Raw genomic sequence first — 17,670 nt, forward strand, 5'->3', positions numbered from 1 at the left:
AGATTAACCTTTATTTCCGTCAGAAACACCATCATCATCACTGAACATATCCCACCATTCAACTATTTATTACCAGTATAAACCATATGTTGGATTAGTCAATAACATTCCGATACTAAGGATGTATATACTTGTTCCACTCTCAACCTCATCTGTGTTGATCTATAAGAATGGGATTACCATCAGGATCTTCAATTGTAAAACTGGCAGGGCCCTCGCTTGTTTCATCTGCTTCAGACAGTAATTTAATTCCTTTTGCTTTAAGCTGTTTTTGAATATCTCGAATGTCCGTAAACGAATTAAGATTTTCGCCATTTTCATTCCATCCGGGATTAAAGGTCAGAATATTCTTTTCAAACATTCCTTGGAATAGACCAATTATACAACTTTCATTCTTCATAATGAGCCAATTTTGGGTAATGTCGCCTCCTAAGACTTGAAACCCCAGATTTTCGTAAAATAATTTTGATTTGTGAATGTCTTTTACACTTAGACTTACAGAGAATGCACCCAGTTTCATATTTCCTCCAATAAAAAATTATTTGGTTTATAGCTTAAAGTATACAACATTACTTTGATGAACACATGTTTCACCCAGTATTGTAACCACGGAAGCAATTATTATTATACAAACAATGACCCTCAAAGTTGTTTCACTAACATGTCTGTTAGCTTAGTTAGCTTAACAGGCTGCCGATACTCTAGCCCGTCTACCGCAGTGGAGCAATGTTTCTCCGTTAGGAAAAACGTAATGTTAATTGATGCTGGGCTGATTTATCACTTTAAGTTTTCTGGGTTTAATCCTTGTAATGCGTCAGGAATAAAAATTCCATCTTTCCGGATTAAAATATCGTCAAACCACATTTCACCGCCGCCGTACTCAGGCCTTTGGATATTCACAATGTCCCAGTGTAGTTCGGACCAATTATCATTTCCAGGAGAACTTACAGGAACACATCCAGGCGTAAAGTGAAAACTCCCCCATATTTTTTCATCAAATAAAGTATCTTTCATTGGTTTCTCAATATAAGGGTTTACACCGATCCCAAATTCCCCAAAATACCTCGAATTCTGGTCTGTATCCAGCAGCTTATTGATTCTCTCAGAATCATTTGCGGTAGCTTGTATAATCTTACCGTCCTTAATTTCAAAACGAATATTTTCGTAAGTAAAGCCCTCTTTTAGTGAGGGTGTATTATATGAAATAATACCATTGACGGACTCTTTTACAGGCATTGTATACACTTCACCATCGGGAATATTCATGATTCCTGCATCTTTAATTGTAGGCATGCCTTTGATTGAGAATGATAAATCCGTTCCTTCTCCCGTAATTCTAACTTGATCTGTGCGATTCATTAAATCGACTAGATTATCCATAGCTTTATCCATTTTTGAATAGTCCAGATTGCATACATTAAAATACAAATCCTCAAAATCCTCAGTCGACATGTTTGCCTGTTGTGCCATGGCATAGTTGGGATATCGAAGAATACACCATTTCGTATGGTTATAACGCCTGCCATTAATCTTCCCGTTAGCGGAACGAAGGGTTACCACACGGGAGTCCTTCTGGTATTAGCGCGTCCCACTAGCGTAACAACCTGTTAAATAATTCGACTTTAAGACCTCAAGATAGTCTGGAGGAGGAAGCACAAAGACTCTTCACTCAACAGGAGTGATGCTAATTAGTTTAACTGCGAACGTTTTATAATTTGTTATATCCCCTTTTGCTATAAATGGTATTGATTCACCAATAGGATCGGTGATATTTGGGTCTAACGGTCCATTGATACTAGGTGCATGGATTCGTGCACTTCCGAGGATTTCACTCTGATTTCCATAGAATGTAACTACGGCTTCGATATTGTTCATACCTTTAACAAATGAACCAATTTGTAAAGTTCCAGTAGAATAATCCCCAGATTTTCCAAGAAGTTCGAGTCCAATCATGATTTTGCTTTCTGCATCCTTGGTTGTCATAAATGGCCTATACGTATGTAACAAATGTATTGGAGTCGTTCCCTCCAGAGTAACTGTTTCATAATCCGTAACATCAGATTGAGTCATGGTATGGAAGCTTACAATCTGATCCTTTCTCGTATTAATGTTTACAGCAAACGGTGCTTTATCAATAATTTTTCCTTCGGAGTTCCAAAAGATGAGTTCGCCCTCTGATGCAGTAGTGTCGGTTGTAAAATCAAACATTTGCAAAGAATTCCCGCTAAAATACAATTTACCGTCGATTAAAGTTCCCTGCGTATTCTTACTAGTGTTTATGTAACCTGCTCTAATGAAATTGCGGGGATCGATGATTGTAAAGCCGTTGTCCAATGTGATCAATTTGCTATCCTCGTCGTATAAAACAGCGGCACCTAATTTATCCGATATGTAGCGAAGAGGCAAGTAAGCATGTCCATCAAAATTGAGTGTCCGATAGCCATTCTCTATCGGATTTTCCTCTTTTCCGTTTATGATATACTTTACTGAATAAAGTACAGCTTGAATAGAATCAGACGCATAGGTAGCAGTCGATGCTGTTAAAATTCCACCAATCAACATACCGATAACAAATTTTTTCATCTTACACACCTCCTATTTAATTAAATTGTCCTGCCAGTTAGCGGGGAAAAGGCAGCCGATAATATTGGCACCCTTTCCTAATGGTTATTGCGGTATAGTTCTCCGTTAGTAGAGTCCTACAACTTTTTCTTTAACAAGAGCTCATCATCCTTATGATAGTCACATTGTTCATAGGTTTTAATCGCAGCATGATTTCTTCTTCCTGTTAGTACTTTAACACTTTTCACTCCGCGTTTTTTAAGGCATTCTTCCAAATAAAATATCAATGAAGTCGCAATGCCCTTTCTTCGTGCAGCTTCCGCAACATACAATTCGGTAATCTCTCCTTGAAGTCCGCTATAACAGAATGACCGAAAACTCTGAGCACAACCAAAACCAACGACTTTGCCACCTATTTCTGCTATAGCAATCAATTCAGCGCTATCATTTAGGCTCTCAATTATGTCCGCAGCTGGCCTTTGGTCACCTCCGTTAAACTCTTGATTAAGCCTTGAAAGTTCATTTGCATCACTTGGGCTCGCCAGTCTTATCCTTGCATCCAAAATCATTCACCCCTAATTAAATCATAGATTACTGATACGTTTCCCTTTATTTCAACAGGCTGCCTAATATTGGCAGCCTGCACATGTTACCCCATCAGCTTAATAAGCTAGGGGTTTTATCAACTCAGAATCCAAAATGTTCACGAATTAATCTAAATTGCTCATCAACACTTAACCTAGGTGATCTTTCAAGTGTTTTAATACCATTTTTAACACAGGCTTTTCTAATTTCATTTGAGAATTTTATCATAGTTTTGTTGCCATGTTTAATCGTTGCCGCTGGATTTGATGTATGAGTGTTAATGACATCCAAAATCATCTTATGGTCATCTCTAAAAAAATATAACCTTTCTATTTCTTCATCTGACGTATAAAGACATATCATTCTTTCTTTGGGGATAAAGGGTAATATGTGTTCGGGCATGATTCCTAAATCAATAATGATTGGTTTATCAGTAGGCATTTTCAACAAATCAACTACAAAAAACTCCATCATCTCTACGACTATTTGACAAAGCCACTGATATTTTACATCCGTGGGTCTATTAAACCACTTCTCCCAGTTTAAATTGGGATGAGGATATTGAAGGGCTGGGTATTCAACAGGTTTAGAGAATGGTCTATATTTTAAGACATCATCTATGAGTGTTTGAAATCCTAGCTCCTCAACAAATTTCTTTGTCATTGTGGTCTTCCCTGCGCAACATCCGCCATTCAACCAATAAACATGTTGTAATTGTTCTTTTAAATAATTATCATTTATTTTCATATTTATCCTCCTCAATTTGTTAAGATTGAGAGAGGTGGCGGATTCTTATCGGCTTCTTAAAACAGTGAAAGTACATATTCAATCCTCCTTTCTTTTGGTATAGGTAGAAATATTCTACGAGTTGGGGTTTATTTCCTTCTTCATTGCCCGTTAACGGAACGGGCTGCCGATTAGTGTCTCGTTAGTGTAACACGGGTTCGCTTAAATTCAGTTCAGGAGTGTATAGTTTGTTTTCCTCAAGAAAGTCTTTTAGTTGGTGGTTTGCGATATGGACAGCAATAAAGTTGTTTTCTTTTGTGAATATAAGCAATGTTGGGAAATATGTACTTGACCGACCTATAAACATCACAACTTCAGTAACTGTACCATTTACCAATTCATGATGTATACTGTAAGGAGGGGTTACTGGGATCTTTATTGCTAATCCGTCATTCGGCTCAATATTAAAAGATCTTGCGATTCCAATTGCTGAGGATAGCCATTCTTTCACTTGGCTCTGTAATAATTGAGAATTTTGGATTCTCTGGACTATTTCCCCCCTCTTAATATCGAACACTTCCGCTCCGTCAGATGCATGTACTGCTTGTACAAATGACAGACCAATTGTAATAACCGTCAATATCAGTAACGAGCGAACCAACAGTTTCAAAACAGTATTCCTCCGCCATTATTTTCAATATAATATTCCCCGTTTCATGGAGTTTACCCTGTTTAAGTATGTTATTCTTGTAAGTATTTTATTAGAAAATCCTTATCCTCTGGGTAAGCATGCATAACTCCATCTATTTGTTCTAATGATAACCAGCCAATATTGTGTATTAATCCATCTGGGTCATTTATATTGGCAACACCACCGATAAGCTTTACTTCGAAATAGTAGGTTTGATAATTAATTCCTCCCACTGTTTCTCCTTCCTTAGTGAAGAGTTTTTTATAATTTGAACATCATAGCCTGTTTCTTCTTTCACTTCTCTAACGCAACAATCTTCTAAGCTTTCATTTTCTTCTAATCCACCCGATGGAACAGCCCATTCAACTAAATCCTTACCCTGTATCATTAAAATCTGTTTTTTGTCATTCACACATACAGCTGCACTTCCAACCCACATCAAAGATTCCTCCTTGTTGGCATAGTTTAGGTCTTATCGTTAAAAAAATGGGGTATTTAGATTTATTCTCCCATAAATAACCATTGGAATGTGTGACATATTTTTGAAATCGTATTCAATTTACTTTCAAGCGTTATTTCATTGCACTATCCTGACCGTTAGTGTAAAGAAGGGCTACCACGCGGCAGCCCTTCGTCCTCTAGACATAAAACAATTCCTTTATACTACTGTCTATTTCATAAGCAACTTATAACAGCTCATCTGCGATCATTTTTGCATTTTCCGCAAGCTCCCTCATATCATCAGCCGGAACAAGCGCGGCTAAATCGTAAGCCAGCGGATTACGAGAAAACTTGTACAATTCATTCCGAAGCAGGTTTCTTTTTTCTTCGGATGCATCAATATAAAGTTTGCACGGCTGCCTGGCCTCATCCAAATCATGCAAATCGACATAGCCTGATTTATGAGACTCCAACACAATGGCTGAAAGATCGATTAGAGCACCACAGGCAATATCAAGTTCAATCCGAAATATGCCGTTAGCGCTTTTCATATCAAACCCAACACTTCCGCCGTTTCTCAAGTCTGCCTCGGAAAGCAGAACGTCGAAACCCAAGTCCTTTAATATCTGATTGAGCGTAACAGCCGTTGTGTCCAATTGTTCCAAATAGTCTATTAATGCCAACGAATCATCGGAACCGCCAATTAAATCTCCCCACCAATTGCTTATGTACATGCTCTTCTCCCACTTTCTTTTAGGCACTATAGTTCTCCAAATTGATTGATGTAGGTTTCCCGATAATTATAGGGAATAGCCTTTTCATCCACAATCCAATTTACAGTTCTGCCACCATATCCGCCTCCATCTCCACTGTACTTCTGATTATCAAAAGTCGCAGGAAATTCAAACGAATGGATGACATCAAAATCGAGCATGCCTTTTAACTCATCACATTCTTCCTTTGTTATTTTTTTAAAACTGTCTACTAAAAATGAACAGTACATATCATAAACAATATCCGCATATTCTGCGGGCGGCATTTTTTCATTAAAACCATTATAACTGCACGATATACTGATATCCTTTAGTTTACTCCCCCTCATTGCTGGGTGGAACTTCTTGGTCTCTGTGTTATATGCAGAATCATAAAAGAATTTATGATGTTTGTTTATCGGCCTCATAAATAAGGTTATCGCCATACTGTTTTTTTGCAAAATCTTTTTTGGCAATAACAGCTTGCTTTCCAAAAAAGACCATATATATTCGCTAATTCTGTAGTCCACACGTGGTCTTCTAAACATGATATCAGGTTTGCATATTCCATCGTCTTCATCTTCGTGACTCCAAAATCGGCTGATCGTCATAGTTTTTGTATTATTTTCTTCACTGTAATCGCTGATTTTCGTTAGTAAAAGCTCTCTGACATAGAGAGATACTTTTTGTAGCAGCGTTCTAAAATCGTTTTCGTTAAACGTTATCAAAACACAAGTTTCCGATTCAGAATCGCTTTCAATGGTATCTTTAAAAGCAATTTTATCTTGTTTAAGTTTATCAAGAATGTACTGGGTCCAGCCGTATCCATCAGAAATATACGGCATTTCCTCTAATTTGCGATTAAGTTTTTCAAAACCACCGGTTGGCGAAAACTCTAGTGAATAACTCAATGTTTCATTTCCCTTATTTATAACGCTGGCTATATGTATCACAAATGGTTTATAGTCGAGACATTCCCATGTACCCTCTTCCATATACTCGATAATATTGTTTGGGATTTTGACTTTTTCTAAATGCAATTGTTCGTTTACACTGCTTTTCATCTATAATGTACCCTCCATTCGTGTATATTGATTAGCCTTTCTTCTTTCAAAACAACTTCCTGTGCATGTCTAACTAATTGACTTCCTTCCAAACACCATCATACAATAAAGCGATCGCCGCGGCTGAATACCATCCCATCCTAAATTCAAAACTATCCTTGGAACCAATGTAAAAACTTATTTCAGTGTCCGCTTCTCTTATTTTCTTATCAATAGATCTCAATGGTTGTTGTTTGCCAAATATCTTAGTGAAAATGGTTCCCATCTTACCCTTTACTTCAATACGTCTAACAGACAATTCAAATCCAGTCGTTAACTCGATATTATTCAGACTCCGGTTAGGGCAATCATAGATGACAACTTTGAAGGGAAGAAATCCTGAATGATTATTGAATGAAAAACCAGGATTTATTTCCACATCCATATTAAACTTTCTTATTTCAGACAACCATTCAGGTATAATATTGTCATTTAATCCCTTAAGGTGGACAGAGAGATCATAACTCATATACTTCTCCTTCTAATTGATTAATGTTGTATGTAATGACGAATGAATGCCACTCCTTAGCATATATCGTTACAAGATAACGTAATTTGTAGATAAACATATAGAATCTTATTTTTCGCTGTCTGTTACATAACCAAAGGAGATTTTCTGAGGTAAATCCTTACCTCCAAGCCGTTTATGCGCTTCATGTATATTTGGAACGTTTTCTTTTGTGAGAATGATACCATTTAATGTATTTTTGATAGTCTTTATTTCATCTTCACTATATAGAGATAACCCGCTTGTAGAAATTTGTAGTGGTTTTCCCAAATGCCTTGATAACCCGGATATCAATTGTTGTTGTTCCTCATCAGTTAGCCTTTCATATTGAGATATAATTATTTCAACAGACTCACTCATATAAAAATCCTCCCGTTAAGTATTGTTTCATCACTTATTTCCATAAAAGTATTACATTATCCTGCCCGATAGCGTATAAACAGGCCGCAGCAGCATCCTGATTATCGTTACTCATTAGATTAACAACCCAAGACTAGGAAGTAATACCGTCCGTCTAGTGCCCATCTCCGTGTGATGCCTTCGCGAGGTACCCCATTATGACAGAAATAATAAGGAAAACACTCATTAATATAAGTGCGTAGCCTATCAAACGAATTGTCAAATTGCCAGCATACCTTTTAGATTTCCGTATAAAGACCACTCCAAAAGCTAGCAATAATGTAATGATTATTCCTACATAATCGTTCAATAAATCACTCCTAAAATTTTTTTGTTTCTGTTTTTATTGACGATAAAAAATGAATTTAGTTTCACTATCTTGCCCGTTACTTCAATTAAATCAAAAAGGAGCTGCCGCAATGCAAGCTCCTCTACTATCGTGTCCCGTTAACCTTTTGTCGTAAGTTCATTTTCAATTCTCTCTGCTTTTTGATTCCTTATGTTTCTTATAGCGGATAATAGCAATGGGTAAATTTATGATTCCCATAAGAAAAATCGAAAAAAATGGTATTAATTGAATTATGGTAGGACTTGTATTACCATCGCCTACTGGTCCTATTTTAGGTTGATTGCTATCCCATATTCCATACAATATACCGATTATTGGCATGACAAGACATGCAATACTAGCAGCTATATAGACTACAAACCTTTTCAAATTCTACCCCCTCTTTATCCTGTGTCTTTGTAGTTTATCTCCGTATTTCCATATCATAATTTTCCATAAATATATACTTGCTTAGGGACTTTAGTGGTACGTTCCTGTTATATTGTCCTCGCTATCAATTAATAATTTTGTGAGAACTACTACTTGTCCAGCATGATAACTATAATGCTCGCAAACTTGAATAAGTATTGTTTCTAGATCCCTCGAATAATTGGACATTGTTTCGAAAACCGGGCGTACAATCATTTTATTCCAATCTTCGTTTGAATAATGTATGGCGATGCTTGTTTTTAGATCACTTTCCGTAATAACTTCAAGTATGCTTGAAGACTGTCGTCTCACGTCTTTAAGCAGTTTTATTAATTCATTTCCGGACTTACCAATGTCTATAGAAAACTCCTCTGATCTCGTTCGATTAAAAGATGTCTTACCCAAACCGCTTACAAAATGTTGATATTCGTTACCCGTCAAATGCATACATAAGTTGCCAATGCTATTCATGTTCGGTTTCAATCTGTGCCATACTTGTTCATCTGATAAAAGGTTTAAACATGTTTCTATCCGTTGTAACTGTTTGTTCATTTCATTTAGAACTATATAGTTTAATTTCACTTTAATAACCTCCTTTAGTATATCAAACTATTACCTTCGTCGAATCCAAGCATGAGATTCATATTTTGAACAGCAGCACCTGATGCCCCTTTTCCTAAATTATCGTATCTTGAAATAATATTTATCTTGTCTTTTTGTCCAAAAACAAATATTTCCAATCGGTTCGTATTATTACACTCTGATATCATAAAGTGCCCTTCATCGAGGTAAGATTCTGAATCGTACGGCATCACATTTACAAAACGCTCTGTTTCAAAGTAAGTTGATAATACTTCATGTACATCTTTTGCGGAGGGGTTTTTCGGCATATACCTACTCATTAAGGGAACTGACATCGCTAGTCCTTGCGCATAATTAGCTTTAATAGGTGTAAATAATGGCTCATATAAAAGTCCTGAATACAACAATATTTCGGGGATGTGCTTATGATTGAGTTGTAACGAATAATGTCTCGGGACATTGAGTTTTTTTTCAGTAACTAATGTTGAATTCTCATATTCCTCAATTCCACTTCTTCCAGCTCCAGAATAGCCAGTCACTGAAAAGCATGTAACGGGATAATCTTGTTGAAGAATACCTGCTTCGATCAACGGTCTAATGGTAAGGATGAAACCGGTAGCATGACAACCAGGGACGGAAACTCTTGATGCGGTGCGTATTAAATCTCTTTGATTTCTTAACTCAGGCAAACCATATACCCAATTATTATTAGTTCTAAAGACAGTGCTGGTATTAATGATTTTGGTTTTTTCATTTTTCATCAGAACAATGGACTCTTTCGCAGCCGAATCGGGAAGACAAAGAAAAACAATATCTGCTGCATTAAGGAATTTGCTTCGTTCTTTAGGATCTTTTCTTTTATCGTAGTCAATCCTGAGAATCTCTATGTCTGATAGTTTTGATAGATACTCAAAGATCTTCAAGCCTGTTGTACCTTCTTGTCCGTCAACAAATACTTTATATTTCATTATCCAATCTCCTTATCATGCATAAATATTCTTTTTTAAGTATAATTATACACATTTTTTTGTTTCAATCAAATCCCATTCTAAAATTAAGATGTTGAAGGGCATCACAATCCCGCAATCCCTTCATTTCCAGTTTGGTTAAATCCCGTAAGGCTTCTCCGGATGCTGTGATAATCAGTGGATGCTTTATTACCACATTCATTTGGGTACAACTCATTTACCTACATGCTTCAGCTTATCTGGGTTTCGGACAAAATAAAAGTTGCGAATCAAATGATTTTCAACATGAAACATCCCTACCGTATGAATGCCCTCGCTTGATCGAAGAATGATGCCGTATTGGCCATTAATCCGCCCCATTTCAATAACTACTTCTCCTCCAATAGTAGAAGCCTGGCGTACAGGACCAAGAAGAAACCGTGCAACATGACCCCGTGTTACAATCGGATCAACGGCAGCCTGAACTTTACCTCCTCCATCGGAGACCAATACAACATCCTGATCAAGCATAGATAGGATTTGGTTCATATTACCTTGTTTGAGCGCTGCCAAAAAGTCTTGAACCCACTCTTGACCTGCTCCTTCATGCGGAATGAGCTCCTCTTGGCTAAGCCCCATCTTTGCGCTCGCCCGGCTGAACAGTTTACGACAATTCGCCTCGCTTTTTTCAATGAGCTCGGCTATCTCGAGATAATCAAAACTTAAAGCCTCGCGCAAAACAAAAACGCTCCGTTCCGCTGGCGATAATCGTTCCAGCAACACAAGCATGGCATAAGACAAGAGATCGTCAAGGACGACCGATTCCATCGAATCATCCTCCGAACTGAGAAATGGCTCTGGCAGCCATTCTCCAAAGTATTCCTCTCGTTTCTTGCGAGCTGCTTTGTTTAAATCCAGACAACGATTCGTTACCATTTTGCAAAGATAAGCTTTGGGGTTGGCCAGACGCTCCCGCGGCACGTCATATGCTTTGAGAAAAACATCCTGAACGGCATCTTCAGCATCGGAAACCGATCCGGTCAATTGATAAGCAAGCTTGAAAAGCAGCCCTTTATACTGACTGTATAACTCCTGCATCTATCCACTACCATCCTTGCTTTATTATAATTTTGTTTTTGCTTAAAGAAAGCCTTAATAATAAGACGAGGAGAGATGTCGTTTTGTGACACAGCCTATTTGTACTGTGAAGTTTAACTTCCTTGTATAGTTTCATACCAAGGTATCGATCGATTAAAATCGCTTGCTGAAATGTTCAGAGTATCGATTTAGCCTGCTTGTACATGTCACAGAATGAATCCCTACCTCGTTGTATGTATGAGGCCCGAAACACAGATGAGGTGATGAAAAGAATGAAAAGAATGAAAAGAATGAAAAGATGAATGAAACAGCAGCCTTATGATGATTTATTGATGTGTCGGTTGATCTGCGATTCGATGGATATTCAGTGAGTTTATCGCTTCATACAACCTAAAAAAAAGAAAAGAGAGGTGTCACGATGACACAACGTATAAATTATATGCAACAATCGCCGGAGTTTTTTAATAAGTTAATGGAATTCAGCAATGCTGAGAAGGAAAGTGCTATTGAAGAGGGAATTCTTGATCTTGTTCATATCAGGGCTTCGCAAATCAATGGATGTGGCTTCTGCCTGGACATGCATGTAAAGCAAGCCAAAATCCATGGCGAAAGCGAGCTGCGCCTCTACCATATTTCGATTTGGAGGGAGTCGACTCTGTTCCTCCCACGTGAACGGGCCGCGCTGGCATGGACTGAGATTCTGACTAAATTGCCCGAGCACGGCGTTCCCGACGACGTCTATGATCGTGTTCGAGGCCAGTTGTCTGAAAAAGAAATCTCAGACCTGACTTTCTCGATCATGGCGATCAATGCTTGGAACCGTATAAGCATCGGCTTCAAGAGCGTGCCGGGTTCGGCTGATGCTGCGTTCGGATTGACGAAAGCAGGACTGAACTAACTGAAAATGAGCATCGCCTTCCTTGAGTATCAGCATTATTACCAGTTAAAGTCTAGTTAAGACGTTTCCAGAATTGTTTCTACGTGAAAAATGACTAAGGAAGCTGGGCAATCTGGGCTATGACAGATTGTCCGGCTTCATTAGCATTAGACATTTCTATTTAGAAGACTGGTCGGAATAAAATGCTATAAGCGATCTCTAAATACAGATGTTTTTTGATTGAAACAATATGATAGAGAACAATAAGAAATGATCTCAGAAATAATCAAAAATCGGTTTCGGATCAAATATCATCCCCTGACTGGTCTGCTCATATGTATCACTTTATCCTGCCCGTTAACGAAACAACAGGCCGCCGCGGCAGCCTGTTGTTTAATGATGGGTAGCGTGTCCCATAAGTTCAATCACGAGTGACTTAAAAAGCGAATAAATCTATTGTGTTAATATGTTTAATTTCAGATAGACTGTTTTGCTCACTTGTAAGCATCTCATATAGACCATCGGGTACAAGTTTATATTGAGGATTTCCCTTAAAATCACTCAGGTTCTTCCAAACAGCTAAAAACCGTTTGTCTCCTTCAACCCCTTCAAATACATCCTTTTCATAATCATCAGAGCAGATAAAGCTCGCTTCATAAATAAAGTCATATTCATGCCCAATTTGATCGTACCATGGATAGATGTTCTCGATAATTCCAATCAATTTTGCTTCAATGATATCCATATTAATCTCTTCTTTTACTTCCCTTATTACAGCTGATTTACTATCTTCTCCATACTCAATGGTGCCCCCTAATGGGCGGAATGTTATGACATCGTTTTCTTCAGGGAATTGTTCAAGTAATATTGCTTCTCTTCTTCTAACGATACAAAGAGAAGATGCCCTATAACGCATATGTTTTCCCTCCTCAAGGTATTAATATCCCATGTATATTCCATAATACTGTTGTGTTATCTTGCCCATCACTTCAATACAAAGAGGAGTCGCCACTTAAGCAAAATCCCATACTATCGTTCATTCTTCATTCATTATCCACTTTTCTGGAAAAGCTTTATTTGTATCAGCGTGAATGTCATTGATTACATTTATTCCACGATACCATGCCGTCTCAGTTGTTCCATTAAATTCATAAGTTATTTTATATATTGTATTTGCCTCTCCAACTTCCTTTTTAAAAGGGGTATTTGGATCTCCCAAAAATCCATTTTTTTCAATGCTCATTACTTTTCCACCCATTGAATGGATAACCCTATTTATTTCATTAGCATGTTTTTCTTTTAGGTTAGATGTTAATGAAATAACTGTAAAAACAATTACTGATATTAAGATTATCAATGATACACTCACTATTGATTTGTTTTTTTTAAAAGCCACTAAAAAAGCAATACTAAATACAAATAAAAAGAAGAGAATAAATTTAATAATACCACCTGCTTTAAGTTGTAGTTTGCAGCCATTTCATCTAAAGTTTATGTATTCACGACGTCCCACTACTTTAATGCCACAAAGTGGCTGGCCGCAGTGCTAGATAATGCAGATGTGTCCCGATTATCTCCCCTGGTACTGAAAATGCATCTCAGAATCCACATCTAATTCTGCTGGATCGAAGGGCGAATGCCCTGTGCGTGAATGCGGTGTTATAAGTATCTCTAGAATACCTTCATAATCTCTATTTTAATGTTCCAATATATCCTGTTCCAGTTGAATAGTTTCTTTCATTCATTAGTGGGTCAATCGTCCATTTCTTCGCAATCATTAACACATCTTCCTCATTTGGCAATACAGGTTCTTCAACATTCAGTTCAGTAAATATCAGCTTATTTTCAATCTCTTCATGACTTATCTCACCTATATTTACGATGGTTTCTCCACTTTCTCCTACATATCCGTAAGCACGTTCTACTTTCCCTTCAATTGCCTTCGCCCAGCCATGGTACTCAACAATACGATGCGTTCCAAAATAATAAGCTTCCCCGAATATCGTACTTAATTCTGTAATAATCTTTAATGGTTCCTTTTGCACACTTAGATCAGGCATGGTCGAATTAATTATTAATGTCCACCCGTCCACTGGCGGTGTTATGAAATAATATCCCTTATATGCCCCTGCAATACCTGACTCCCAATTGGAGCTTTCAGCATTCCTTAGTTTAAATTGATTTTTTACGCCTTGAGTATCCATCGTCTTAATAGCAAGCCATTGACACTTATAACCAAAACCGACAGGGAAATCTGGTTCAGTGTTAAATTTCACTGGTTTAAAGTTATCCAAGTTTGATGCACTTGCCATTATTTTATTCTTACTTTTCTTTTGGATCATAAAATAAATCACAAATACAAGGATAATTACGAGCATTACTCCAATTAATATCTTCATGCTATCCCCCTTTAACGTCATTTATTATAATGGTCTGGTATTCACGAACCCGAGAAGCTTAGACCGCGGTTAGGTTTCCAGAGGTTGTATGCCTGACTCATTTCGCTGCCAATGCATCTAGCGGACCAAGGAGTGTTAGCGACGCAGCATGAATGGTGTTAGATAAGGTCAGGACCTTCTCGAAAAAATAATTAAATGATCTAATAAAAATATAATTTACTTTATTTCAATATGTTTTAAGTAAAATAAAATTCCTGCTCGGTCTACATCAGAAAATTGTAGAGGATCGTCATTCATTAATCGTCTTAATTCGACTACTGTGACCCATCTTGGATTCTTAGTTTCATCACCAGAATTCAATAATTCCCCTTGTGCTTTGCATCGGAAGTATACACCAACCGAATCAAATGGACCTTTAATGGTCTGATATGCACCAAATGGTTGTATACATTCCACTTCAAAGTTCGGGTCGATACCCACTGTATCAATTCTTGTATCTTCACCTTCAATTTCCACTACATCCAAACCAGTCTCTTCCTTTACCTCCCTAATAAGAGCCTTTACTAATGATTCATATTGATCAATTCTCCCACCTGGAAGTTCAATCCGTTGAGGTCCATCTGGCTTATTGCGTGTCTGAATTACGATTTCGGTTAATCCATTTAGGGTTCGTTCAATTATTGCTCGAGAATTAACGAAAAACATTGATTTCACAGCACCCTTCTTATATTTGCAATAAGTTTAGTATTCGGTATTAAATAAATAATCCCTCTCTATTAGTTAATAATCCCTGTAAATTCCACCTTATGCTATTGTACTAATCTGGCCGTTAGTTTAATAAAAAGAAAAAGGAGCTCCGGCAGTGCAAGTTCCTTAACTATCGTGTCTCGTTTGTTTCAGTAAGCAGATGAAGTCTTTACCTGCTGCAAATGATCCGAAAGACGTTCCAAAACGGAGATCCCGTTATGCTCGTGATCACACGCATCTTGAAGAAGCACTATCGCCCTATTAGCCGTATCTGAATCATTAGGCGTCGACCGCTCACCATCGAAAGGAAACATTTCGCATAACGACTGGAACGATTCTGCGCAAAGGGCATAATGCCGGGCGGCCTCGATAAGAAGCTCCACGGTTTTGTTATCTTTGGTACCTTCCCATTCGGAAGCCGTCTCCTCAAGAAACCGTACCGCATATCGCCTTGCATCATGCGCTAGTTCCGTCGTATAGGAGTTGCCGTGCTTGTCTACCGTCCGATTACGAAATGCGTCAATCCAAGCTTCATAGGCCGACAAGCCATTTGCGCAGCTTTCTTCTACCGATTCCTTTCCATTCGCATGGTCGAGGATGAGTCGAAGCGCTCCGAGTAGCGCCCCTTCTTTTGTCACGGGAACGGTTCCCGTGATTGCCATGACGAACAACTCGCCCGTCACCGTTCGCCCGAGCCGGTTGTATGGCAACCGCTCATGTTCATCAACCTTGCGGTGAAAACTTACATTGACATCGCCGACATAGAACTCTCTGGAATTATCATCGTATCCATATATGATACCGAACTCCGGCAGTGTCAAATCGAAGGATAACACATAACCCCCTCGATCCACCGTTTCCTGGATCAGCTTGAACGCTTCCTCCAATGTCTCGGAGGCGTGTGCGGTAGGTTCTGCCCCCTTAGCCATTGCAGCGGATCCGCCGCTCACAACGCGGCATTGAAAGCCCAAATTGTACATAGCCTTCGGTAATATGACGTTCCAATCGTACCTGGTCGCACCGGAAGTATGAATTGAATTCCTTACGATATTAAGCCTGAACGCTTGACTGGTCAATCCCAGTACCTGGGAAATGCTAAGTTCATGTTTGTCGGTCGTCTCCAGTATGCCATACATGTTGAAGCCCGCCGTTGTCCAAGGTTCGTACGACCATGAGAACGGCGATTTCCAGTGCAATACCCGCGGCTTCTTTAAAATCATCTTTTCCATTGTTCCACCCAGCCTTCTATGTGAAATATATCGGTCGAGATCGCGGCGGATGCGTTCTTCCATCAGCTTCTTCTTGGATCTGGACAACACCATGTACACGTTGCCAGTGGTCGTCCGATACAGATCGGCAATTTCTTTTGGCGACAATTGCTCGAAGAAGTATGATTCGAAGAAGGCTCTTTCTCTTTTGGATAGACATAACAACAGTTGTCGGATCGTCTCATACCATTCGCAGCGCGCCAACCGGACAGCCGGGTCTGTCTCATCGGACGGCTCCAAATCCCTTCGCCGAAGCCGATCAATCAGCCGCTCCATCTCGCTCGCACCAAAGGAGTCATCGTCTCTTCCGCTTGCGGGTAAGCCAAACATTCTCGTCAACGGCTGCTCCCGCCACAATGTCTTCAGTCGGGTGTATGCTTGATTCCGCACGATCCGATGCAGCCAAGGCAAGAACCGCTCGGCATCCATTAGCGTACCGAGATGAAGGAATGCTTTGATCAAAGCCTCCTGTACGATATCGTCGGCAGTATAGGTATCCTGCACAATGGATCTCGCCACGCCGTAAGCTTTGGCATGATGCCTGCGAAACAGCTCGCCGAAAGCCTCACGTTCGCCATCCTGCGCCTTCGCGATCAACTCCGTATCCGTCAAATCTTCGATTAGATGTACCTGAGGTACGCCATTGTCCCTGAACAAAATAACCCTCCATCGCGCACATGATCACAACCTAAAGCATAGACATCGCAACTAGCGGAAACCTAACAAATTGAAAGATTTTTTTTAGAAATTATTTAGCATCTATATCCAATAAATTTAAAACCTCGTTTAGCTGTTTTTGAAATTCTTTAATTTTCGATTCTTCTTCATCTTCCTTATTTCCTTTTAGATTTATTTCGAAGTTTTTGTATATTAAATCTAAATAAGTAAGCGATGTCTTTATCATTAATTCTTCACTACTTTCAGTAGGTGTTGATCGATAATATCCTAATAGATACTCATTATCTTCATTTGTATATAAGGTTTTGGTTTCAATCTTTTTAACATAAAAATTCAGAATCTCTACAGATTTCTTATAGAAACTTTCGCTTACGTTTTGTGGCGGGCTCTCATTAGCCGAATAACTATCGTTCTTATTATTACAACCAACTAAAACAAATGTTAATATAGCAAAAATAAGAAAGACAACGAATTTGAACTTCATATGTTCTTATTTCCTTTCGTCTTTTTACTACTAAAGGCGGATTATTTGACGTTGTGTTTTCGCGTT

General features: G+C 38.6%; 20 protein-coding genes and 2 pseudogenes. 1 reads left to right on the top strand and 21 read right to left on the bottom strand.

Annotated features, from left to right (window positions below):
• Positions 1-148: 148 nt before the first annotated feature.
• The 15 genes and pseudogenes from J2Z66_RS05820 to sigJ form a co-directional block, all read right to left on the bottom strand.
• Positions 149-520: a VOC family protein gene (locus J2Z66_RS05820; protein WP_209970437.1), complete on the bottom strand. Its 372-nt coding sequence runs from the start codon at positions 518-520 to the stop codon at positions 149-151.
• Between the two features lie 257 nt (positions 521-777).
• A pseudogene (locus J2Z66_RS05825) lies at positions 778-1,518 on the bottom strand (aminopeptidase); the annotation flags it as partial.
• A gap of 147 nt (positions 1,519-1,665) precedes the next feature.
• Positions 1,666-2,583 carry a stalk domain-containing protein gene (locus tag J2Z66_RS05830; RefSeq protein ID WP_209970438.1) on the bottom strand — a complete coding sequence of 306 codons (918 nt, stop codon included), beginning with the start codon at positions 2,581-2,583 and terminating at the stop codon, positions 1,666-1,668.
• 116 nt (positions 2,584-2,699) lie between these two features.
• A complete protein-coding gene (locus J2Z66_RS05835; protein WP_312894402.1) occupies positions 2,700-3,131 on the bottom strand; it encodes a GNAT family N-acetyltransferase in 432 nt (143 codons plus the stop codon).
• Positions 3,132-3,249: 118 nt separating this feature from the next.
• Positions 3,250-3,894: a DEAD/DEAH box helicase family protein gene (locus tag J2Z66_RS05840; RefSeq protein WP_209970440.1), complete on the bottom strand. Its 645-nt coding sequence runs from the start codon at positions 3,892-3,894 to the stop codon at positions 3,250-3,252.
• A 181-nt stretch (positions 3,895-4,075) separates the two neighbouring features.
• Positions 4,076-4,543, bottom strand: coding sequence for a hypothetical protein (locus tag J2Z66_RS05845; protein WP_209970441.1), 468 nt, complete (start codon positions 4,541-4,543; stop codon positions 4,076-4,078).
• A 71-nt stretch (positions 4,544-4,614) separates the two neighbouring features.
• Positions 4,615-5,003, bottom strand: a pseudogene (locus J2Z66_RS05850) (NUDIX hydrolase).
• 247 nt (positions 5,004-5,250) lie between these two features.
• Positions 5,251-5,739, bottom strand: coding sequence for an imm68 putative immunity domain-containing protein (locus J2Z66_RS05855; RefSeq protein WP_209970442.1), 489 nt, complete (start codon positions 5,737-5,739; stop codon positions 5,251-5,253).
• Between the two features lie 26 nt (positions 5,740-5,765).
• Positions 5,766-6,821, bottom strand: coding sequence for a hypothetical protein (locus tag J2Z66_RS05860; RefSeq protein ID WP_209970443.1), 1,056 nt, complete (start codon positions 6,819-6,821; stop codon positions 5,766-5,768).
• Positions 6,822-6,894: 73 nt separating this feature from the next.
• Entirely contained in the window at positions 6,895-7,329 is a 435-nt protein-coding gene (locus J2Z66_RS05865) for a hypothetical protein (RefSeq protein ID WP_209970444.1), read from the bottom strand.
• Between the two features lie 108 nt (positions 7,330-7,437).
• On the bottom strand, positions 7,438-7,728 hold the full coding sequence (locus J2Z66_RS05870) for a hypothetical protein (RefSeq protein ID WP_209970445.1): 291 nt from the start codon (positions 7,726-7,728) through the stop codon (positions 7,438-7,440).
• Between the two features lie 511 nt (positions 7,729-8,239).
• Entirely contained in the window at positions 8,240-8,485 is a 246-nt protein-coding gene (locus tag J2Z66_RS05875) for a hypothetical protein (RefSeq protein ID WP_209970446.1), read from the bottom strand.
• Positions 8,486-8,575: 90 nt separating this feature from the next.
• A complete protein-coding gene (locus tag J2Z66_RS05880) occupies positions 8,576-9,106 on the bottom strand; it encodes a DinB family protein (RefSeq protein ID WP_312894404.1) in 531 nt (176 codons plus the stop codon).
• A gap of 14 nt (positions 9,107-9,120) precedes the next feature.
• Positions 9,121-10,074 carry an N-acetyl-gamma-glutamyl-phosphate reductase gene (gene argC, locus J2Z66_RS05885; RefSeq protein WP_209970447.1) on the bottom strand — a complete coding sequence of 318 codons (954 nt, stop codon included), beginning with the start codon at positions 10,072-10,074 and terminating at the stop codon, positions 9,121-9,123.
• 213 nt (positions 10,075-10,287) lie between these two features.
• Entirely contained in the window at positions 10,288-11,151 is an 864-nt protein-coding gene (sigJ, locus tag J2Z66_RS05890) for an RNA polymerase sigma factor SigJ (protein ID WP_209970448.1), read from the bottom strand.
• Positions 11,152-11,569: 418 nt separating this feature from the next.
• On the opposite strand from sigJ, the gene J2Z66_RS05895 reads away from it, so the two are divergent.
• On the top strand, positions 11,570-12,049 hold the full coding sequence (locus tag J2Z66_RS05895) for a carboxymuconolactone decarboxylase family protein (protein ID WP_209970449.1): 480 nt from the start codon (positions 11,570-11,572) through the stop codon (positions 12,047-12,049).
• A 415-nt stretch (positions 12,050-12,464) separates the two neighbouring features.
• On the opposite strand, the gene J2Z66_RS05900 is transcribed toward J2Z66_RS05895, so the two are convergent.
• The 6 genes from J2Z66_RS05900 to J2Z66_RS05925 form a co-directional block, all read right to left on the bottom strand.
• The gene (locus tag J2Z66_RS05900; RefSeq protein WP_209970450.1) at positions 12,465-12,944 is read right to left on the bottom strand and encodes an NUDIX hydrolase; all 480 of its coding nucleotides are present in this window, start codon (positions 12,942-12,944) and stop codon (positions 12,465-12,467) included.
• 120 nt (positions 12,945-13,064) lie between these two features.
• Positions 13,065-13,385: a hypothetical protein gene (locus J2Z66_RS05905; protein ID WP_209970451.1), complete on the bottom strand. Its 321-nt coding sequence runs from the start codon at positions 13,383-13,385 to the stop codon at positions 13,065-13,067.
• Between the two features lie 334 nt (positions 13,386-13,719).
• Positions 13,720-14,427: a FeoB-associated Cys-rich membrane protein gene (locus J2Z66_RS05910; RefSeq protein ID WP_209970452.1), complete on the bottom strand. Its 708-nt coding sequence runs from the start codon at positions 14,425-14,427 to the stop codon at positions 13,720-13,722.
• Between the two features lie 216 nt (positions 14,428-14,643).
• Positions 14,644-15,132: an NUDIX hydrolase gene (locus tag J2Z66_RS05915; protein WP_209970841.1), complete on the bottom strand. Its 489-nt coding sequence runs from the start codon at positions 15,130-15,132 to the stop codon at positions 14,644-14,646.
• Positions 15,133-15,323: 191 nt separating this feature from the next.
• On the bottom strand, positions 15,324-17,099 hold the full coding sequence (locus J2Z66_RS05920; RefSeq protein ID WP_209970453.1) for an RNA polymerase sigma factor: 1,776 nt from the start codon (positions 17,097-17,099) through the stop codon (positions 15,324-15,326).
• Between the two features lie 91 nt (positions 17,100-17,190).
• Positions 17,191-17,604: a hypothetical protein gene (locus tag J2Z66_RS05925; RefSeq protein ID WP_209970454.1), complete on the bottom strand. Its 414-nt coding sequence runs from the start codon at positions 17,602-17,604 to the stop codon at positions 17,191-17,193.
• Positions 17,605-17,670 lie beyond the last annotated feature (66 nt).

It is taken from the genome of Paenibacillus eucommiae (assembly GCF_017874215.1).
Taxonomy (GTDB): domain Bacteria; phylum Bacillota; class Bacilli; order Paenibacillales; family NBRC-103111; genus Paenibacillus_AI; species Paenibacillus_AI eucommiae.